Below are 3,315 nucleotides of genomic sequence, written 5' to 3' on the forward strand. Positions count from 1 at the left end.
GATTTTGGTAGAGGAGATTATTCAACCGCAATTAGATAATGAGTTGCGTCAGAACATTGCTTCAGATTTGTTTTCTGAATGGCTGAAGCAACAAAGCGCAGAATTTGAAATTGTTAAGCACTTAGACTTTAATAACCTAAATGCTAATCCCCAAGGCTAAACTTTTAGTTTTTCGGCAACAGTTAGACAGGACTTTCCACACCGTTGGCTTAGTTTAATAGTGTGTGTGAATATCTTCATAGTTAGGATTGAGGTAGAGACGCTCTAAGTACCGCTGTTTGCATAGCCACTGAGTATGGTTAAAAACGGTTGTGGCAGGTATTCCCATGTGACCGCATCTTTGGCAATCTCTTGCCTCACCAATTCAGACTCTGGGAGAGCGAGTTCGTCACAGAGAGCGACAAGATCGACAACCGTCGCATACCACAGCAATGGTGTGTCGGCGCGTCCCTCAGTCAGGAAGTGGGATGCTCTTTCCAAAAAAGTAGCAATATCGTTACTTACAACTGCCCGCTTAATCAGGAACCAAGCGTGAGAACGCGGGTGGCACTGGCAATTGCCATCAGCTTGTAACTGCATATGATGGGAGACAACTGCAAACAAGTTACGAGTAACCTGATGGTTCTTTCCTGCCAAGGCGAGAGCGACTTGATCGGTTATTTGTACAAACATCGTAGCGGCAAGCTCTGGTGGTAGAAGTGCAACACGCTTAGATCCCCAAGAACCGGGGAGTGGTAAAGCCTCTGACGCTCCTTCGAGATAGCTTAAAAGCCGACAGGCAAGGTCAATTGCAGACTCGAAGCACATGCACGCTACATCGATACGCACAAGATGGAGTGCTATTTGGAGGCGATGTAGATAAAGAAGCTCGTACCCATATTTTTCCTCCAAAAGCACGTCAATTGCTAATCCCTCAAACAGCCTGGTGCGAGCTTGGTCAAAAGCACTTTGACGATAATCTAGGTAGGCTTCCGCCACCTCGTGGAAGGACTTGCAAATCAGACCACCCTCAATCGAAAGCGTGTCTGATTCAAGGGGTGTGCGTGCCTTAGTAAAGAACTGTTTAGCCATCACAATTTGTCCGCAACGAGCGGCAACTAGAGCTTGATGAAGAGCATCTTGACACCAACGCAGCAGCAACTTGTCTGTGAGTGGCAACCGGGACTCCATGAGCGTGACCAGCTTTTGACTGAAGGATCTGTCAAGATTCCCTGGTGGAAGCTGAATGGGTTTCCTGGAACCTCGTTGGCAATTTTCTAGAGCGGTTTGGATGAGTTCGCTATAAGAATTAGACATTAGAGAGTGAAAACGAGATTTAGTTAAAAATACAAATTCAACAAAGCTCAATGAAACAGGGCATGCTTACAGAATGTATGAGCAGTCCAACGGCCTATAGATGTCCTCAGAGTTGCTATTTAGATAAGAACGCTGCAAATTAATCCCAAGAATTAAGAAGTGTTTGAGGATAGAACCCATCCGACCCTCTGGGGAAAAATCACCTTTTTGCCAAGCTTCTAACAAGCCAAGAGCGACAATTTGGCAGCGGTTCATCCCGAAACTTTCCTGGGCAGAAAATTTGCAATCTGGTTCTTCTGCTAAAGCTAACCCAGGCGCAAGGACTTTAGTGAACAAAGGTACTTCCATCCGAAAATGTGATCGGTTTTCTGCATAAATGATCTGAATAACTTGCCGGACTGCTTCGTAGTTGTTTCGCTCAAAGTAGAGAACACCTGAGTCGTAGCGACCATAATCAGAAGGGTTATATAGCACTTTGAAGACAAAGGGAACTTTTATTTCGTTCAGCTGCTGCGTGATAGTTCTCATTATGGCAACTGCGCCAGGGGGGCTGAAATTAAAGTAAATTCGCACTACTCCCGAATGACTGTCTGGATTTCCGGGATTTACCGCACCTACATTGCTCACTGCGACATAGAAGCCGTTTTGAACCAAATTACGTGGTAACCGGATTGAAACCAATTTACCTAGAGTAGTTGAGCGATCTGCTAGTTGTAAATGGCGATCGCGCTCAATGTGTAGGGTTAGACCGTCTTTTTTCACTGCAAGACGGCCATCGCTTTCTTGCCTCAGTACATACCAACCTGGGCTAAAGTAGCCTTCTCCAGCATTGCTTTCGTGCAATAGCTGGATAAACTCCATGTTTACCCCTAACAATGTATTGTTCTCTAAATTTTGGTAAAGTGACAAATTAGTTGAATTTGCATCTAGTGTAAGGACAGTTCGCAGGGAGCCGTTGTAGTAGATGCCGTAGAGAAACCTTTGCAGTTGCAGGTTAAGATACTTACTCTGAAGGTTCAAAGGTATTCCCTGAAAGCGTTTTACCACTTCAGCAGGAAGTTTCAAGGGTTTGTAATCTGGATGGCTAATATAGAAGTTAGGCTGGATCTGAACGTTGCTGACAATATTTTGCAGAGTATCCAGCACCTGAGAAGAAGCGGAATTTAGCTGTTGAGTTTGAATAGAATCTAGTATTTGCATGATGGTTCCGTTACGGCTAAACATTACGACAAAGGTAATTTTCGAGTAGAAAGGGAGTAATTTTATGTATCTGATTATTTTTTATTGACTTGTTGAAATAACTCAATAATTAAAGCAGATTTGTAGTCTATATAAAAAGTTAGTAAATTCAGTTAGCACTTCTCTTAGCGCTAATAAAGTTTTTCCAAAAAATAGTTTAATTATAAAATTAATACCCCTTAATTGAAGGGGTATTTTGTTCACATTTACAGCATTAAATCAGAATAATTTGACACTGATCAAAATAGGTATTTTGCTTCAGATATATTCCAATTTTACAGAAATATTGCCATTAGGGGAGCTTTCAAAGCAAGTGAGAAAGAAGAATCCTTGTTAGAGCATTCTTCAAATCATCATTTCTGCCTGTACTTCTGCTCTAGTAATACAACACAAAAGTGCCGATCCGCATCCGGATGCAGCTGCTAGACCACCCATAATGTCAAGTTCGCTGTCAACCAAATCTGTCATAAAAGTTTCAGAATCAGAAAACAGTTCGTAACCAGTAGGACGCAGTTCAGAGATAGTAATGCTAGCCATTTATCAATGTACTCCTAAGTAAATTTATTTCATTTAGTAAGGATTAGGCTTTGAATTGCCTCATCCCATTACTATAATCTGTTATTTTATTTATTTTTACAAGGTTTGTTTTACTAAATACTGTGCCATAAATAATGCAATTATATGTTTGTTTATATTAAAGTTACTATAGGATTTATCCAAAATTAAAAATATTATCATTTTTGCGGCAAAGTAGCTAATGTTTAATGACAAATAAAGAAT

The 3,315-nt window shown here is 41.3% G+C and carries 3 protein-coding genes; all 3 read right to left on the reverse strand.

Going from position 1 to position 3,315, the window contains the following annotated elements:
* Window positions 1–264: 264 nt before the first annotated feature.
* The 3 genes from IQ229_RS19695 to IQ229_RS19705 all read right to left on the reverse strand — a co-directional run bounded on the left by IQ229_RS19695 (window position 265) and on the right by IQ229_RS19705 (window position 3,072).
* Window positions 265–1,296: a hypothetical protein gene (locus IQ229_RS19695; RefSeq protein WP_194046630.1), complete on the reverse strand. Its 1,032-nt coding sequence runs from the start codon at window positions 1,294–1,296 to the stop codon at window positions 265–267.
* A 66-nt stretch (window positions 1,297–1,362) separates the two neighbouring features.
* Window positions 1,363–2,496, reverse strand: a complete 1,134-nt coding sequence (locus IQ229_RS19700; protein ID WP_194046634.1) for a T3SS effector HopA1 family protein — start codon at window positions 2,494–2,496, stop codon at window positions 1,363–1,365.
* 384 nt (window positions 2,497–2,880) lie between these two features.
* The gene (locus tag IQ229_RS19705; protein WP_194046632.1) at window positions 2,881–3,072 is read right to left on the reverse strand and encodes a hypothetical protein; all 192 of its coding nucleotides are present in this window, start codon (window positions 3,070–3,072) and stop codon (window positions 2,881–2,883) included.
* Between the last annotated feature and the right edge of the window lie 243 nt (window positions 3,073–3,315).

Source organism: Nostoc cf. edaphicum LEGE 07299 (assembly GCF_015207245.1).
GTDB lineage: Bacteria > Cyanobacteriota > Cyanobacteriia > Cyanobacteriales > Nostocaceae > Nostoc > Nostoc edaphicum_B.

Bases quoted from the DNA above. Each gene is read 5' to 3' on its own strand.
- IQ229_RS19695 (WP_194046630.1), bottom strand. From the start codon at position 1,296: ATGTCTAATTCTTATAGCGAACTCATCCAAACCGCTCTAGAAAATTGC.
- IQ229_RS19705 (WP_194046632.1), bottom strand. From the start codon at position 3,072: ATGGCTAGCATTACTATCTCTGAACTGCGTCCTACTGGTTACGAACTG.
- IQ229_RS19700 (WP_194046634.1), bottom strand. From the start codon at position 2,496: ATGCAAATACTAGATTCTATTCAAACTCAACAGCTAAATTCCGCTTCT.